The following is a 13,779-nucleotide window of genomic DNA, read 5'->3' as shown; positions in this document are numbered from 1 at the left end:
GGGTCGCTTTTGTTATTCTAACGATAAGTAATTAGGAGTTCGCCATTACATTCTGCTTTATTTCACCGTTTAAACGAGCTAATCCCTTAAAAGTATGGCAGCAGCCCTATACGGTTATGTGGTTGGGCAGTGATCGATTACTGAAATTCGGTGAATTCGGTTCCGGTGCCTTCTTCCTTTGAACCTTGTTTGTTGCGGTAAAAATACCAGCAGTCATTAAGCAGCTTAATTTGTCTGCGGTCTTTCTTTTGAAATGCACGCATCATTTGATTGCACAGCCACTGTGGCATACCTATCGTTCTCCTTCCCCAGGCCTAACTTGTTGTAATACTACAATATGGGGAAGGGCGTGTGTCCGTGCAGGTCCTACCTATATACTCTGTTCTTCTTCATACTCTTCGTACCACTGTTCAAGCTGAGCTTGCAGGGCGCGAATTTCTGTTAAAAGCGAAATAAGCGGATAGGACTTCTCTTGTACGCCGGCAAAATCCTTCTCAAGGCTGTTGATGTAATCCAGACCTGAGACGATATTAATGGAATTGTCGTGAAGCTCAACATCGTTGCACTCTGCTACAGCATAAGGCAATACTGGAACATGCTCTGCTGTTAGCTTGTCAATTTCTTTATGAAGCCGGAGGTTAAGCGCGCTTAGCTGATAAGCGTGCGATTCAGGCATTTCCACGAAAAAGATGATGTCATTTTGTTTCAATAGGACGTAGCGCATAGTTGCCATAATAATTATTGATCTCCCCTTTAGTTTGTTACCGTACATATACTGTAAATTTTCTGCACATTTAATAATTCCTACTTGACAGTGTAGCCTATGCCAGCTTTAAAATTCAAGTAGTTGGGGGAGAATAATGAATGAATAATGAGGCGCTGCAGCAATGGGTTGAGCATATTTCGATAACCTTTTTTAATCGTCCGTTTTTACATCAAGCCACATTCAACAGCCGACTTAAAGCAACAGGAGGACGCTACTTTACAAGGTCCCATAATATTGAGATCAGTCCTCATCAGCTTTCGGCTTTCGGGCATGAAGAAACCGAGAAAATTATTAAGCATGAGCTTTGCCATTATCACTTGCATATATTGAAGCGGGGATACCAGCATCGTGATATTGAATTCAAACAGCTGCTGGCTCAGGTAGGCGGCTCACGCTATTGTCAGTCCTTGCCTGAACGCGCGCAGCGTAAGCAGCAGCCATTTCGGTACAAGCTTATTTGTACCAAATGCGGGATGGAGTATCTGCGCAAAAGGAAGATTGATCCGGCTAAATACGCTTGTGGAAAATGTCGCGGAAAATTAGTGTTAAAAGTGATTGACAATCAAAGTAGTACATGATATATTATTACTTGTCACTTTTACTTTTCCCTGATAGCTCAGTTGGTAGAGCACTCGACTGTTAATCGAGTTGTCACAGGTTCGAGTCCTGTTCGGGGAGCCAGATTTGGAGAGATACCCAAGTGGCTCAAGGGGACCCTCTGCTAAGGGGTTAGACTGCGTAAGTGGTGCGAGGGTTCGAATCCCTCTCTCTCCGCCACATTTTTCTCACAAGTGTTTGCAACGGGAAGACCGTTCATCCGGTCTTTTTTATTTGCCACAGTGGTTGCAGCATCGTGGAAATCTCATTTGAATTGTTCTGTATGGCCCGTTGGTCAAGTGGTTAAGACACCTCCCTTTCACGGAGGTAACAGGGGTTCGAGTCCCCTACGGGTCACCAATTATTCACACAAAAAAATGTACTAGCTCTTCGGAGCTCGTTTACAATTACAGCGAGAGCCATTAGCTCAGTTGGTAGAGCACCTGACTTTTAATCAGGGTGTCGAAGGTTCGAGTCCTTCATGGCTCACCATTTTCTTGATTAAGAAGATGCGAGCGATGAACGTTCGACTTATAAATGTGCGGTAGTGGTGGAACGGCAGACACGCTATCTTGAGGGGGTAGTGTCCCATGGACGTGCAGGTTCAAATCCTGTCTACCGCACCATAACTTACTCTTTGCCGATGTATATAGGTGAACTTAGAAGGTGTCATTTTGCATGCACTTTTCTGATAGATGATGCCACTTTATATTCAGATCATAAATCTGACTAGAGAGTGGTTTTTTCGTTATAAGTTGCTCGAGCCGTGAAAACAGATGCATCATTAGAGATGAGGAGCTGTAAACATGAAAATAAACTTAAACTTTACGAACAAGGGACAAGCAGCGATTAGCAAATTTAACAACGAGGAATTGCTTGAGATTTTCGCACGGTACAGCAATACCTTAATGAAAAAATACTCAATCGAAGTAACTGTACCAGCAGAAGGCAATGAAGCGATTATCGAAAGAGGCAAATTATCGGTATTTGTAGACAAAATCGAATGTGACGTTGAAACCTTCTTCAAAGAATTGGGAAGAGACGTTAAGGTGCCACTTAAGAAAAGACTTACGCCTGAAGACAAGTTAGACAATGTATTTAAGGCTGAAACGATTGAATCGTAAGGCTAAAATTATATTTAAAAAACTTGAGAAAAAATGCTTGAACTTCTGATGATAAGCTGATATAATCATTTTTGTTGTCTCAAGCATATTTGTTCTCTTAGTTCCAGACGGCCCGTTGGTCAAGTGGTTAAGACACCTCCCTTTCACGGAGGTAACAGGGGTTCGAGTCCCCTACGGGTCACCATTAATCCTCAAAGTGTACCAGCTCTATGGAGCTCGTTGCAATCACACGAGAGCCATTAGCTCAGTTGGTAGAGCACCTGACTTTTAATCAGGGTGTCGAAGGTTCGAGTCCTTCATGGCTCACCATTTTCTTTGATAAGAAGATGTGAGTGAAGGATCGTACAATTTACAATGTGCGGTAGTGGTGGAACGGCAGACACGCTATCTTGAGGGGGTAGTGTCCAATGGACGTGCAGGTTCAAATCCTGTCTACCGCACCAAAGTATATAAATCGTACGGCTCTAGAGATAGAGCCGTTTTTTTTKTGTGTTCTAACAAAAAAAGAAGCACTACTTATCGTCATATTTAAAAAGTGGGAATACTAGAGGTTGGAATGGTTGATTATATATTTAGACCGTTATATATTTATCGAAGTGGGGGTGTTCACATGCCGGGGGTTCATAGTAATTTAAAAGAAATCATGAGAGCTAAAGATCCAAACCTATCGATTAGGCAGCTTGCCAAAGATATTGACTATCATTTTGATTCTGTTCGGAAGATGTATAAGGATGAGATGGTTCAGTATCCGCGGGATCTGTTATGGAGGTTATGCAAATATTTTGATGTAAGTCCTGGACAGTTTATTGTAGTCGTTCATGACGATAAAGATATAGATCCGGATAAATAAAAGGGAACCCTGTACATTTTGTATAGGGTTCCCTTTACTATTTATATGATAATTATGCGGAAGCGACTACTTCTTCGGCTTGTGCTTGCGAGATTTTAACTAACATCGCACCAGGATCGGACAAAACTTCGATGCCTTCATGGAAGGAGAGATCAGACACTAGTAAATGATCTCCTATTTTAAGGCCGCTAATATCTACCTCGAATGCGCTGAGCAGATTGTCTGGCATGCAGCGAACCTCTACTTCGTACATCTCAACTTGAAGCATTCCGCCTTCTTTGACACCTGCTGGTTCTCCGGAGAAATGAATCGTTACTTTCGAATCTAAACTCACATTCATATTCAATTGATAGAAATCAACGTGAACAATTTTATTGCTCAGCGGATCTCTTTGTATATTTTGAATTAATACTGGCTTATTCCCTTTTTCCGGAATAGCTGCATTTAAAATAGCGCGCGGGTTGTGCTTTATGACTGATAATATTTCTTTCTCAGCGACGATAACAGAAATGCTGCCGACATCCTTGCCGTATACAATAGCTGGTACCTGTCCTTGCTTTCTTAATAGATTAATCTTAGATTTGCTTAAATCGACCCGTTCGTTTAACTGGATAGTATTGCTCATCATTTGTTGCCTCCTAATCGAATGGGGTACTGTCAAACCGACAATAAAAAAGACCGATTAGCAATAGAATGTCTAATCAGCCCGCTAACGACCATATTTTCTTGTCATATGTTAATTTTATCACAAGTTCTCTACTTGTCAAATCAGTACAAATCCGGCTCGATTGACAAGAAAATATGGTCGTGTTAAGGTTTAAACAGCAGATAGGAGCGGAATTGCAAGAAATGGCAGCAACTGAAAGCTGTTATGTGGTAACACTGGGATAGCTAAAAACCAAAAGCATATCGTTTAATCTCGGAAATAAAGACATCTTTATTTCTTTTTTTTATTGTCATTTGTAAATATTTTAAAAATAAGGGAGTGATTTCATTGAAAAAAGTTTTAATCAAGCGGAATATAGCATTTTTGGGAACGAGCTTGCCTAGAGAATGCGGATTAGCTACTTTTTCTCAGGATCTGATGAATGAGATCGAACAAATGCAAGATTTTAATGCACCACGCATGATTGCGGTTAACAACAACAAGTCCTATGCGTACGGTAATCAGGTGATGGCTCAGATTGGACAGCACAATCGTGCAGATTATAGCAAAATAGCCATTGATCTTAATCAATCCAATATCGATATGTTAGTCATTCAGCATGAGTTCGGCATTTACGGCGGGGAAAGCGGAGAATACGTTTTGGAATTGGCAGCGAAGCTCAAAATCCCGTTTATCGTTATTTTTCATACCGTATTGTCCGAACCGAGCGAGAAACAGCGTTTAATTATGAAGCAGCTGGCGGATTTAAGCTATAAGGTCATTACGATGGCCCATACTAAAATACAGGATTTGCATGAGGTTTACGGCATAACGCTTGAAAAGATAGAGATGTTCCATCATGGGGTTCCGGTAGTTGTGACCGAATCTAGAAATGAGCTTAAAGAAAGGTTCGGGTATACGAATCGGCAAATCATTTCAACATTCGGTTTTTTAAGCCCAGGCAAAGGGATTGAATATGCCATAGAGGCCATGAACGGCGTAGTGAAGAAGCACCCGGAAGCACTTTATATGATTTTAGGCAAAACGCATCCTGTTGTGAAACAAGAGGTTGGAGAAGTGTACAGGACGAAGCTGACAGATCTAGTGGAAAAGCTAGGCCTTCAGCAGCATGTTACGTTTGTTGATAAGCATCTAACGCAAGAGGAGGTTGTTCAATCTCTTGTATTGTCGGATATTTATATGACGCCTTATCTTGGCAAGGATCAAGCTGTAAGTGGAACACTAGCATTCGGAATTGGTTACGGCAGGGTGATTATTTCGACTCCGTACCGCTACGCTGTTGAGATGCTGGCTGACGGAAGAGGATTGCTCGCAGATTTCCACAATTCCGCATCATTAGAAAATCATATTGTAACGATATTGGACGATCCGAATCTAAAAGCGGAAATGGAGAGCAAGACGCTCGCTTTAGGCAGTACAATGATGTGGAATGAAGTCGCCAAATCTTACGCGGTACTTTTCCGTGAAACGATGGCACATCATTATGTGTTAAAAGGAAGTGCGGTTTAATGGGAGTAAGTATGATCAAGCCGTTATCAACCGATTATTTACGCTCATTAACAGATGATACAGGCATCTTCCAGCATACTAAATTCGGTATTCCCGACCGTTCCAAAGGTTATACTTCCGATGATAATGCAAGGGCTTTGATTGCGGCAGTTATGCTCAATAAGCGCATTAGAGATAAGGAATCCTTGTACCTTATAAATACGTATTTGGCCTTTATTCATCATGCTCAAAATGAAGACGGCAGCTTTCGAAACTTTATGGACTACAACCGTTTGTTCATAGAAAAAACAGGCTCTGAGGATTGTCTGGGGCGCTGTTTGTGGGCGCTTGGATTTACACTTTCGGAGCCATCCGTCCCGCATAATGTGCAAAATACATGTAAATATATGATCAATCAAGCGCTGCCGCATGTGCGGAGCTTGAGATCGCCAAGAGCGATGGCTTATGCAATTATCGGCTTAACTTCCATGATGCAGACCGAGAACGCGCTCCGTTATAAGTTCCCATATCCGAATATGGAAAGCGATGATCCAGCCTTTCTTCCAGAGGCTCAAATCGTTTCGTTAATTGAGGAATTAGCGATGAGTCTGCATACGCAGTATCAAAGCAATAAAGGAGAGGGCTGGCAGTGGTTTGAGGATCGTATTACTTATGGCAATGCGATGCTGCCTTGGGCGCTTTTCAAAGCATCACATTTTTCGCATATAGAAGCATTCAGACAAACCGCTAAAGAAAGCTTGGACTTTCTAGCTTTAATTACTTTTGCAAAAGAAGGTTATTTCAAACCCGTGGGCAGTCATGGCTGGCTTGATAGAGGCGGAGAAGCAGCGTTATATGACGAGCAGCCGATAGAAGCTTGCGAGATGCTGTTAGCCTGCTTAGAAGCGTACAAGACGTTAGGGAAGGAAACCTATCGCGAGCAAGCTTCCTTATGCTATGAATGGTTTCATGGGCGGAACTCCCGTCATGAATCGTTAATAGATGCAGAGACCGGCGGCTGTTACGATGGCATACATGCAAGCGGCCTGAATTTAAATCAAGGCTCGGAAAACATTGTTTCATACTGCATGGCTCATGAGGTGATGCACAATGAATAAATTTGCTACGATTCTCGCAGGCGGAGGCGGAACACGTTTTTGGCCTTTATCCCGGCAGGAGCTGCCAAAGCAGCTGATCAATATAAGCGGTACCGACATTATGCTCAATGATACGATTGAACGCTTTAACGGTGTTATTCCGATGGAAAACACGATCGTAGTAACGAATCGCACCCAAGCGGTGCTGCTCGAGAGGATCATGCATAAGAGTGTTCAGCACGTTAACATTCTGGTAGAGCCTGTTGCCAAAAATACGGCAGCGAGCATACTCCTTGCGGCTTTATTTATTGAGAAAAACCATGGTGATTCTCTTATGGTCGTATTTCCATCCGATCATCATATTACCGAATCGGATAACTTTAAGAAAACATTGAATGATGCTTGCATCGTGGCTATGGAGACAAACAAGATTGTTACGATTGGCATCAAGCCTACCTTTCCTTCAACTGGCTATGGTTATATTTCTTGCAAGAAAGACTCTTTCATTAAGGAGCCTTGTCATGTTTATGAGGCAGCCGAATTTGTCGAAAAACCTAATTTTGCAAAAGCGCAATCCTATCTTCAATCCGGTCATTATTTGTGGAACAGCGGTATGTTTATTTGGAAAACCTCCTGCATCATTGATAATTTCAAAAGGTTTCTTCCGAGGCTCTTTAAAACAATGCTCCCTTTAATTGCGTACATGGGCACGGAGCGCGAAGAGGAAATGATTAATGAGATTTATCCTTTGCTGCAAAACATTTCAATCGACTATGGTATTTTAGAGCGCAGTGACGAGGTTGTCGTTATTGAAGGCGATTTTGGATGGAATGATATTGGAAGCTGGGATGCGCTCGGCGCGATATTTCCTCCAGATGAGCATGGAAACATTGTCAAAGCGAACTATGTAGGCATCGACACACAGAACTCCATCATCTACGGCGATGACCGGCTCATTACTACAATTGGAATTGATGGTCTGATTATTGCGGATACCAAGGATGCGCTGCTGATATGTGCCAAAGACAAGGCGCAAGAGGTAAAGGAAATCGTTAGAATTTTGAAGGATAAGGGAATGCACGAATACGCCTAAGAAAGGCTTACATTCAAATGAACCCCATGATGAAGCTGGAATGGATAACGAAAACATGCAAAGAGATGCTGCTAGAATATGAGCCTGCTCAAAAACAAGGCACGAAGCTTTATTTTGCTGGCGTTGGGGACCGCGATGTTTACAATATTACTGCTCCATTCTTGAATGAGGGGGAGCTGTATATTGCCGGCCGTGTGGAAGATCGCCATTCGGAGGAATCCGAGATTATCTTCTTTACATGCAAAGATGGGATATGGACTCCGAAGCTGGATTTGCCTAAGTTTCAGCTGCAGGATCCCTTTATTACGAAAATTAACGGCGAATGGATCTTCGGCGGTGTGCATCTTTATTTTGACTCTGAAACATCGAGGTCGATCATAGGCTGGAAAACTGTGCTTTACCGAGGGAAAAATTTGCATGAGCTTGTACGTGCTGCAACAGGCCCTTGGAACATGAAGGATATTCGCTTAACACAATTATCTGATGGGAAGATCGGTATTTTTTCGAGACCATTTGGGATTGAAGGCACGAGAGCTGTAATCGGCTTTAGCATCATTGATTCCTTTGAGGAGTTGTCGGAAACAGCTATTATTAAAGCTCCATTGTTTCGTGATCAATTTCTAAAGGATGAATGGGGAGGGGCAAATGAAATTCATTTGCTCAAAAATGGGTATCTCGGCGTATTAGGCCACATCTCTTATACGGATGAGGATTCCAATCTTCATTATCATGCGATGTCATTTGTTCTCAATCCTTGGACGAGAGAGAAGTCACCGGTCAAAATCATAGCAACAAGAAGCGACTTCCCTGAGGGCCCGGCTAAACGCCCGAATTTAGTTGATGTAATCTTCAGTGGTGGACTGGTTCGCAAGGCTAACAACCGAGCGGAGCTCTATGTGGGAGTTAGTGACACGGAGGCGCATCACATCGATATTGCAGACCCGTTCACGGAGTACGAAGCGATGAAGCAAGATGAAGCTGAAAGCTAAAGCTGGCTGCTAGGCTAAGGGCGAATGGTAACACGCGTGCCAATAGGCACTATTTTGGACAAGGCGAGTACATCATCGTTAAACATTCGGATGCAGCCGTGTGAGACGATATGTCCGATGGAAGAAGGATCGTTTGTGCCATGGATGCCATAATGCGGCTTTGAGAGCCCCATCCAAAAGGCGCCGAACGGTCCGCCGGGATTGGGCTGCTTATTAATAATCGTAAATTCACCTGTAGGCGTTTGAGTTACCATTTTGCCGATGCCAACGGGAAAAGCTTGAGTGACGACGTCGCCGTCCAGCAGATAGAGCTGACGATCGGAAAGATCGATGATAATACGGTAGTCGGGCATGGGGGACTCACTCCTTTTCTCCTATGTTATGTAGAGCGGTAGCGGTTTGCTTCAAAGATTTAGGCGCGCCCAAAAAAAGAGCCCAAAGGATGTGTCCTAGGGCTCTTTGGTCATTTTATTTTATAGTAAATAACTCTAGCAATATTCTGCCTCGCCCTCGTTTTCCCTCGCATTGTTTATGCGCTTGTTTTACATCTGCTAGAGAATAGACAGTGTTGATCTCTGCTTTGATCGTTCCATCTGCAATGAGTTGAGCAAGCTGTTCAAGGTTAGCATGTGTCGGGAACTTTGTGTTGAATGTAGCTGTTACATTAAATTCCTTGGCTTTTTCTTTGGAGGGAAGCTGCGTTAGTGCGACCAATTTGCCGCCTTGTTTAATAACAGACCATGAACGATCTTCTGTAGTTCCGCCGACTGCATCAACGACAAGATCAACATCATGAACTACGCTCTCAAAAGCTGTAGTCGTATAATCAATGACTTGGTCTGCACCAAGCGACTGAATATAGTCTATATTTCCTGTGGATGCCGTTCCGATGACAGTCGCGTCTTTCCACTTGGCCAACTGCACTGCGAAATGCCCCACACCGCCAGCAGCAGCATGGATAAGTACGGTCTGTCCTGCGCCTAGCTCTCCTTCTGAAAATAAAGCTTTCCAAGCGGTGTCAGCTCCGCCTCTAATGGTAGCAGCCTCTTTCAGCGAGAGTCTGTCTGGCATATGCACCAGCTCTTTTGGCTCAGCAATCGCATACTCTGCATAAGCTCCTTTTACCGAACCAAACACGCGGTCACCTGCTTTAAACTCGCTTACAGCGGAACCGACAGTGTCTATGACACCGGACATGATTGTGCCTGGGATATACGGAAAGGTTTGCGGAAATCTGGCATGCATCCAGCCATTTCGGATTTTGTAATCGACAGGGACAATTCCCGCATAATGAACACGTATGAGAACCTCATTATCTTTTGGAACAGGAACGGGGATGCTCTCAAGCTGCAGCACCTCTTCATTGCCATATTGATATACTCTTATTGCTTGCATCGCTTGATCCGACATAGGGAAGCAGCTCCTTTAAATTTTTTATATCGTTCAAATGCTCGGCTATTTGTATATGAGTTAAATGTACCTTGATGCTATTAAGGAAGCAAGCAGGCACTTTTTTGCGGATCGTAACGATTCCTTAAGATTAGCTTGCTCAGCTTCTATGGTACAATAAAAGTAATAGATGAATGAACATCATGATTTTTCTTAAAGAGGTGCAGATTATGATCCTAGTAAGCTCTTGTTTAGCAGGGTATGAGGTAAGATATAATGCAACGCATAGTGTAAATGAAATCATTCAACAATTGGTGCAGCAAAAGAAAGCCGTTGCTGTATGTCCTGAATTGCTGGGCGGTTTCTCTACTCCAAGAGAGTCAGCCGAAATTGTTGGCGGCGACGGCGATGATGTGTTAAACGGTACAGCTAGAGTAGTAGAGAAATCGGGCAGGGACGTAACGGCGATGTATATGGAAGGTGCACACATTACGCTAAAAAAAGCGAAGGAAGTAAATGCGGAAGTGATTGTACTTAAGGAATACAGCCCTTCTTGCGGCAGCGCCATGATTTATAATGGGGAGTTTAAAGGCAATAAGAGGACTGGAAATGGGGTTACGACTGCTCTGCTTAGAAGAAACGGCATAAGAGTGATATCCGAAGAGCAGCTTGGGGAATTTTTGGTGGAAATGAGTTTCTAGCAGAAATAAATTCAAGAAAATAATAGAATCATAAATAAAAAGGAGCCTCCTAGGAGGCCCCGTCTTTATTGTTTAGTGACCTGATGATTCGTGGTCGTTGGATAGCTTAAGTACGTCAAATACTTTGAACAATAGACTAAGTATAATAGCTACTACGGTTGCAAGCGCCATCCCAGTAAGCGAGAAGTCCCCGATTGTAAGCTTTACGCCGCTAAGTCCAGTCACAAGAACGACGGTTGTCAAAAACAGGTTGGTCGGTTTGCTGTAATCCACTTTGGACTCAACGAGCATCCGGAAGCCGGAAGCAGCGATAACACCGAACAGCAGCAAGGATACACCGCCCATAACTGGCGTTGGAATTCCGGAAATAAGTGCAGAGAATTTACCAGAGAATGAAAGGACGATCGCAATGACAGCCGCGCCGCCAATGACAAAGGTGGAGTAAACCTTTGTGATCGCTAGAACACCAATGTTCTCGCCGTAGGTCGTGTTCGGCGTAGAGCCTACAAAACCTGATAGAATGGTGGAAATACCGTTGCCCAGCATGGAGCGGTGCAGACCTGGGTCCTTCGATAGATCTTTGTCTACGATATTGCCCGTAACAACCAAATGCCCAATATGCTCGGCAATGACGACAAGCGACGCAGGTGCAATCGCAATAATCGCCGACCAGTGGAACTCAGGGAAAGTGAAATGCGGCAATTGAACAAAGCTATTCTCAGCGAGCTTGCTGAAATCAGTGAAGCCCATGAAATGAGCGAGTACATAACCTGTAGTAATACCGATCAGAATCGGAATAATGCGCATGAATCCGCGGAATAAGACGGAACCTAACACCGTTACGGCAAGGGTGACGGTAGATAGGATTACGATCTTTGGATCCGGGCTCCATACGACGGCAGGATCGGCATCAGTCGGAATAATCCAGCCTGCCATCCGAGCAGCAACTGGAATGAGCTCTAAACCGATAATCGCGACGATTGCCCCCATCGCTGCTGGAGGAAATACAACATTGATCCAGCCGGTGCCTGCTGCTTGAATGATGAGAGCGACAATCGTAAAGATAACGCCTGAAATAATAAATCCGCCTAATGCAGCGGCATAGCTGCCTCCGCCCACTTGATCGCCGATTACGGCGCCTGCTGGAGCGAGGAATGCAAAGCTGGAACCGAGATATGCTGGAATCTTATTGTTGCATATCCAGAGATAAAGAAGTGTTCCGATTCCGTTCATAAGCAAACAAATTGCCGGATCAACACCGAGTATATTCGGTACGAGCACGGTAGAGCCGAACATAGCAAATAAATGCTGCAAGCTTAGCAGTGCGCTTTGCAGGGCAGGCGGTCTTTCATGAACCCCAATTGCTTTTTTCATGAGAATAAGCTCCTTCAATTTAATAGGTTGTCTATTTTTGACCCTTGTTGATTCTACATAGTGAAGCGGGGTTTGACAAGTGTTTTCTTATCATACGCTGGTCATATACGAATACATTAATGAAGAAGGGGAGGTGAAAGGATGGAATTGTGGGTGATATATCTTATTCTCGCTGGCATACTGATCGTCGTGGAAATGCTGACGCTTACATTTTATTTGCTTTGGCTTGCGATTGGTGCTATAGTCGCTGCTGTCATTGATTGGTTTTGGCCGGGCTCATTTGTCGTGGAGATGGTGGCTGGGTGTATCATTGTCCTTATCTTGACTATCTTCACAGGTCCAATTACTCGTCGTTTCCATTCCTCAAAAGGTTTTAAGGATGCCGTGGACGAGCTCGTCGGCAAACAAGGAATTGTGCTTGAGGATATTGCGGCAGATGTTCCCGGTATCGTCAAGGTGGGAAATGAAACGTGGAGTGCAGCATCGAATGAACGGTTATTGAAGGGTGATACAGTTAGGGTTGTCAGTCGCGGCAGTGCAGTGCTTCAAGTTGAGAAATGGGGAGGCTAACTAGATATGGGTTATATTATTGCTATTATTTTATTGGTTATCGTTGTCGTTTTTGTATCATTATCGATCAAAATCGTACCGCAGCAAAGGATAGGCGTTGTCGAGCGCCTAGGAAAGTTTAACCGGCTGCTTACGCCGGGAGTTAATATTCTAATTCCGATTATTGATCATGTACGAACGTATCATGATTTGCGTATTCAGCAGGCGAACGTTCCGCCGCAAACGGTCATAACGAAGGACAACGTACAGGTCAAAATCGATACGATTATTTTTTATCAAGTGACCGGCCCAGAACAGGCTACATATGGCATATCTGATTATGTATACGGGGTGCGAAATATAAGCACAGCTACAATGAGGCAAATTATCGGTAAAATGGAGCTTGATGAAACCTTATCAGGCCGTGAGAAAATATCGACCGACATTCGGATCGCGCTGGATGAAGCGACAGAGAAGTGGGGCGTGCGTATCGAGCGGGTAGAGGTTATTGATATTCAGCCGCCAGCGGACATCCAAGATGCAATGGATAAGCAAATGAAGGCGGAGCGAAGCAAACGAGCAATGGTGCTTGATGCAGAGGCGGCGAAGCAGGATATGATCTTGCGGGCAGAGGGTGACAAGCAAAGTAAAATATTGAAGGCTGAAGGCGATAAGGAAGCTAGAATCCGTCAAGCCGAGGGTCAACGCCATGCGCAGGAGCTGGAAGCGCTTGGTGAAGCGAAGGCGATTCAATCCATCGCTGAAGCTGAGAAAAATCGAATTGAGCTTATACGCTCTGCGGGACTAGATGAGAATGTGCTGACATACCGCTCGCTCGAGGCATTATCCGATATTGCTCAGGGAGCTGCGAATAAAGTGTTCATTCCAACACGGGCAATCGATACACTTGGCAGCATTGGAGCTATTGGGGAAATGCTTAAAGCGAGCAAATAAATATAGTGATTGCAAAAAAAATGTCTCAGGAGCAGTGTATTCTGCTTTTGGGATATTTTTTTTGCCATCCGATATTATATTTTTCTAAAGTCAGTGGGTTTGCAGTATGAATCATAACATTCTTGGATAGTTCAACATGAG

The 13,779-nt window shown here is 43.8% G+C and carries 16 protein-coding genes and 8 tRNA genes; 18 read left to right on the top strand and 6 right to left on the bottom strand.

Annotated elements, in window-relative coordinates:
- Window positions 1-137: 137 nt before the first annotated feature.
- Window positions 138-290, bottom strand: coding sequence for a cortex morphogenetic protein CmpA (cmpA, locus tag AC1DOV_RS20985; RefSeq protein ID WP_339204569.1), 153 nt, complete (start codon window positions 288-290; stop codon window positions 138-140).
- Window positions 291-370: 80 nt separating this feature from the next.
- Window positions 371-733 carry a hydrolase/acyltransferase gene (locus tag AC1DOV_RS20980; protein ID WP_339204568.1) on the bottom strand — a complete coding sequence of 121 codons (363 nt, stop codon included), beginning with the start codon at window positions 731-733 and terminating at the stop codon, window positions 371-373.
- 131 nt (window positions 734-864) lie between these two features.
- On the opposite strand from AC1DOV_RS20980, the gene AC1DOV_RS20975 reads away from it, so the two are divergent.
- The 11 genes from AC1DOV_RS20975 (at window position 865) to AC1DOV_RS20925 (ending at window position 3,337) form a co-directional block, all read left to right on the top strand.
- Window positions 865-1,344 carry a SprT family protein gene (locus AC1DOV_RS20975; RefSeq protein WP_076271832.1) on the top strand — a complete coding sequence of 160 codons (480 nt, stop codon included), beginning with the start codon at window positions 865-867 and terminating at the stop codon, window positions 1,342-1,344.
- Between the two features lie 27 nt (window positions 1,345-1,371).
- A tRNA-Asn gene (locus AC1DOV_RS20970) sits at window positions 1,372-1,447 on the top strand.
- A gap of 5 nt (window positions 1,448-1,452) precedes the next feature.
- A tRNA-Ser gene (locus AC1DOV_RS20965) sits at window positions 1,453-1,543 on the top strand.
- Window positions 1,544-1,648: 105 nt separating this feature from the next.
- Window positions 1,649-1,723, top strand: a tRNA-Glu gene (locus AC1DOV_RS20960).
- Between the two features lie 56 nt (window positions 1,724-1,779).
- A tRNA-Lys gene (locus AC1DOV_RS20955) sits at window positions 1,780-1,855 on the top strand.
- Between the two features lie 49 nt (window positions 1,856-1,904).
- Window positions 1,905-1,989: transfer RNA gene (locus AC1DOV_RS20950), tRNA-Leu, on the top strand.
- A gap of 180 nt (window positions 1,990-2,169) precedes the next feature.
- Entirely contained in the window at window positions 2,170-2,487 is a 318-nt protein-coding gene (locus AC1DOV_RS20945) for a hypothetical protein (RefSeq protein WP_076267429.1), read from the top strand.
- Window positions 2,488-2,596: 109 nt separating this feature from the next.
- Window positions 2,597-2,671: transfer RNA gene (locus AC1DOV_RS20940), tRNA-Glu, on the top strand.
- A 49-nt stretch (window positions 2,672-2,720) separates the two neighbouring features.
- Window positions 2,721-2,796, top strand: a tRNA-Lys gene (locus AC1DOV_RS20935).
- 49 nt (window positions 2,797-2,845) lie between these two features.
- Window positions 2,846-2,930 (top strand) — tRNA-Leu (locus tag AC1DOV_RS20930).
- Window positions 2,931-3,097: 167 nt separating this feature from the next.
- A complete protein-coding gene (locus AC1DOV_RS20925) occupies window positions 3,098-3,337 on the top strand; it encodes a helix-turn-helix domain-containing protein (RefSeq protein ID WP_339204567.1) in 240 nt (79 codons plus the stop codon).
- A 52-nt stretch (window positions 3,338-3,389) separates the two neighbouring features.
- Here AC1DOV_RS20925 and AC1DOV_RS20920 read toward each other — a convergent pair whose 3' ends face one another.
- Window positions 3,390-3,965 carry a 50S ribosomal protein L25 gene (locus AC1DOV_RS20920; RefSeq protein ID WP_477509100.1) on the bottom strand — a complete coding sequence of 192 codons (576 nt, stop codon included), beginning with the start codon at window positions 3,963-3,965 and terminating at the stop codon, window positions 3,390-3,392.
- Between the two features lie 366 nt (window positions 3,966-4,331).
- On the opposite strand from AC1DOV_RS20920, the gene AC1DOV_RS20915 reads away from it, so the two are divergent.
- From AC1DOV_RS20915 to AC1DOV_RS20900, 4 genes are read left to right on the top strand one after another with little or no spacing between them, the layout of a single operon-like run.
- Window positions 4,332-5,513, top strand: coding sequence for a glycosyltransferase family 4 protein (locus AC1DOV_RS20915; RefSeq protein ID WP_477550977.1), 1,182 nt, complete (start codon window positions 4,332-4,334; stop codon window positions 5,511-5,513).
- Window positions 5,513-6,610 carry a glycosyltransferase gene (locus tag AC1DOV_RS20910; protein WP_477550976.1) on the top strand — a complete coding sequence of 366 codons (1,098 nt, stop codon included), beginning with the start codon at window positions 5,513-5,515 and terminating at the stop codon, window positions 6,608-6,610. The genes AC1DOV_RS20915 and AC1DOV_RS20910 overlap by 1 nt, the downstream gene beginning before the upstream one ends.
- A complete protein-coding gene (locus tag AC1DOV_RS20905) occupies window positions 6,603-7,682 on the top strand; it encodes a mannose-1-phosphate guanylyltransferase (protein ID WP_339204562.1) in 1,080 nt (359 codons plus the stop codon). The genes AC1DOV_RS20910 and AC1DOV_RS20905 overlap by 8 nt, the downstream gene beginning before the upstream one ends.
- Window positions 7,683-7,708: 26 nt before the next feature.
- The gene (locus AC1DOV_RS20900) at window positions 7,709-8,671 is read left to right on the top strand and encodes a DUF1861 family protein (RefSeq protein WP_477551043.1); all 963 of its coding nucleotides are present in this window, start codon (window positions 7,709-7,711) and stop codon (window positions 8,669-8,671) included.
- A gap of 14 nt (window positions 8,672-8,685) precedes the next feature.
- Here the strand turns inward: AC1DOV_RS20900 and AC1DOV_RS20895 are convergent, their stop codons facing one another.
- Both AC1DOV_RS20895 and AC1DOV_RS20890 read right to left on the bottom strand, forming a co-directional pair.
- Window positions 8,686-9,024 (bottom strand): L,D-transpeptidase, encoded by a 339-nt coding sequence (locus AC1DOV_RS20895; protein ID WP_076267434.1) that lies wholly within the window; start codon window positions 9,022-9,024, stop codon window positions 8,686-8,688.
- A gap of 115 nt (window positions 9,025-9,139) precedes the next feature.
- On the bottom strand, window positions 9,140-10,081 hold the full coding sequence (locus tag AC1DOV_RS20890; RefSeq protein WP_477550975.1) for an NADP-dependent oxidoreductase: 942 nt from the start codon (window positions 10,079-10,081) through the stop codon (window positions 9,140-9,142).
- A gap of 209 nt (window positions 10,082-10,290) precedes the next feature.
- Between AC1DOV_RS20890 and AC1DOV_RS20885 the strand changes: the two genes are divergently transcribed.
- Window positions 10,291-10,761 (top strand): 2-thiouracil desulfurase family protein, encoded by a 471-nt coding sequence (locus AC1DOV_RS20885; RefSeq protein ID WP_477509095.1) that lies wholly within the window; start codon window positions 10,291-10,293, stop codon window positions 10,759-10,761.
- Between the two features lie 72 nt (window positions 10,762-10,833).
- Here the strand turns inward: AC1DOV_RS20885 and uraA are convergent, their stop codons facing one another.
- The gene (gene uraA, locus AC1DOV_RS20880) at window positions 10,834-12,135 is read right to left on the bottom strand and encodes a uracil permease (protein ID WP_339204559.1); all 1,302 of its coding nucleotides are present in this window, start codon (window positions 12,133-12,135) and stop codon (window positions 10,834-10,836) included.
- Window positions 12,136-12,276: 141 nt separating this feature from the next.
- Between uraA and AC1DOV_RS20875 the strand changes: the two genes are divergently transcribed.
- Both AC1DOV_RS20875 and AC1DOV_RS20870 read left to right on the top strand, forming a co-directional pair.
- A complete protein-coding gene (locus AC1DOV_RS20875; protein ID WP_477509094.1) occupies window positions 12,277-12,705 on the top strand; it encodes an NfeD family protein in 429 nt (142 codons plus the stop codon).
- A gap of 6 nt (window positions 12,706-12,711) precedes the next feature.
- Complete coding sequence (locus AC1DOV_RS20870) at window positions 12,712-13,638, top strand: SPFH domain-containing protein (RefSeq protein WP_339204557.1); 927 nt, start codon at window positions 12,712-12,714, stop codon at window positions 13,636-13,638.
- The last annotated feature ends 141 nt before the right edge of the window (window positions 13,639-13,779 follow it).

It is taken from the genome of Paenibacillus sp. 01T47 (assembly GCF_056398245.1).
This window is presented reverse-complemented; position numbering and strand designations above follow the sequence as displayed.

Excerpts from the sequence above, each read along its gene's own strand:
- AC1DOV_RS20875 (WP_477509094.1), top strand. The coding sequence starts at position 12,277 with ATGGAATTGTGGGTGATATATCTTATTCTCGCTGGCATACTGATCGTC.
- AC1DOV_RS20925 (WP_339204567.1), top strand. The coding sequence starts at position 3,098 with ATGCCGGGGGTTCATAGTAATTTAAAAGAAATCATGAGAGCTAAAGAT.
- AC1DOV_RS20870 (WP_339204557.1), top strand. The coding sequence starts at position 12,712 with ATGGGTTATATTATTGCTATTATTTTATTGGTTATCGTTGTCGTTTTT.
- AC1DOV_RS20980 (WP_339204568.1), bottom strand. The coding sequence starts at position 733 with ATGGCAACTATGCGCTACGTCCTATTGAAACAAAATGACATCATCTTT.
- AC1DOV_RS20895 (WP_076267434.1), bottom strand. The coding sequence starts at position 9,024 with ATGCCCGACTACCGTATTATCATCGATCTTTCCGATCGTCAGCTCTAT.
- cmpA (WP_339204569.1), bottom strand. The coding sequence starts at position 290 with ATGCCACAGTGGCTGTGCAATCAAATGATGCGTGCATTTCAAAAGAAA.
- uraA (WP_339204559.1), bottom strand. The coding sequence starts at position 12,135 with ATGAAAAAAGCAATTGGGGTTCATGAAAGACCGCCTGCCCTGCAAAGC.
- AC1DOV_RS20910 (WP_477550976.1), top strand. The coding sequence starts at position 5,513 with ATGGGAGTAAGTATGATCAAGCCGTTATCAACCGATTATTTACGCTCA.
- AC1DOV_RS20885 (WP_477509095.1), top strand. The coding sequence starts at position 10,291 with ATGATCCTAGTAAGCTCTTGTTTAGCAGGGTATGAGGTAAGATATAAT.
- AC1DOV_RS20945 (WP_076267429.1), top strand. The coding sequence starts at position 2,170 with ATGAAAATAAACTTAAACTTTACGAACAAGGGACAAGCAGCGATTAGC.
- AC1DOV_RS20975 (WP_076271832.1), top strand. The coding sequence starts at position 865 with ATGAATAATGAGGCGCTGCAGCAATGGGTTGAGCATATTTCGATAACC.
- AC1DOV_RS20900 (WP_477551043.1), top strand. The coding sequence starts at position 7,709 with ATGATGAAGCTGGAATGGATAACGAAAACATGCAAAGAGATGCTGCTA.
- AC1DOV_RS20905 (WP_339204562.1), top strand. The coding sequence starts at position 6,603 with ATGAATAAATTTGCTACGATTCTCGCAGGCGGAGGCGGAACACGTTTT.
- AC1DOV_RS20920 (WP_477509100.1), bottom strand. The coding sequence starts at position 3,965 with ATGATGAGCAATACTATCCAGTTAAACGAACGGGTCGATTTAAGCAAA.
- AC1DOV_RS20890 (WP_477550975.1), bottom strand. The coding sequence starts at position 10,081 with ATGTCGGATCAAGCGATGCAAGCAATAAGAGTATATCAATATGGCAAT.